1 protein-coding gene is annotated in these 449 nt (G+C 58.4%); it reads left to right on the top strand.

Annotated features, from left to right (window positions below):
• Positions 1–285 (top strand): flavin reductase family protein (locus DU29_RS0128630; RefSeq protein WP_028624767.1); only part of this gene is annotated, 285 nt, incomplete at its 5' end.
• Positions 286–449 lie beyond the last annotated feature (164 nt).

Below are 449 nucleotides of genomic sequence, written 5' to 3'. Positions count from 1 at the left end.
TGCATCAATGTACTCCGCGCAGAACAGGAGGTACTTGCGGTGCACTGCCGTAGCGCCACGGGGACCGACCGTTTCGATCATGAAGCCTGGCGATTTGATGAAGTCAATGGGTTGCCCTATCTGCAAGGGGCGCAGGCTTCGCTGTTCTGTGAGCTGATTGAACACCATGCAGTCGGCACCCACTCGGTAATGCTGGCCAGTGTCGAGCGTGTGCTCACATCTGCATATGCCGATCCACTCGTCTATCTGGATGGCCGCTTCCGGGCCATAGATCCAACCCGTTGAAGATATGCAGCGAAGAATTTCACAACTGCCTCGGCATATCTCTAGACAGCCTGCCGGGTTATGTGGCTGAGACTCTTCGAGCATTAGCCAATGCCCATTCCCCGCTGCCGTCCGATTTCCCACGCCACGCCGCCACCGCGCACCGTCGCGGCAAGTCGCTGCCC

This window comes from Pseudomonas sp. Ant30-3 (assembly GCF_000690905.1).
Classification (GTDB): domain Bacteria; phylum Pseudomonadota; class Gammaproteobacteria; order Pseudomonadales; family Pseudomonadaceae; genus Aquipseudomonas.
The sequence above is the reverse complement of the archived record's forward strand: the minus strand, read 5'-3'. Positions and strand labels throughout refer to the sequence as shown.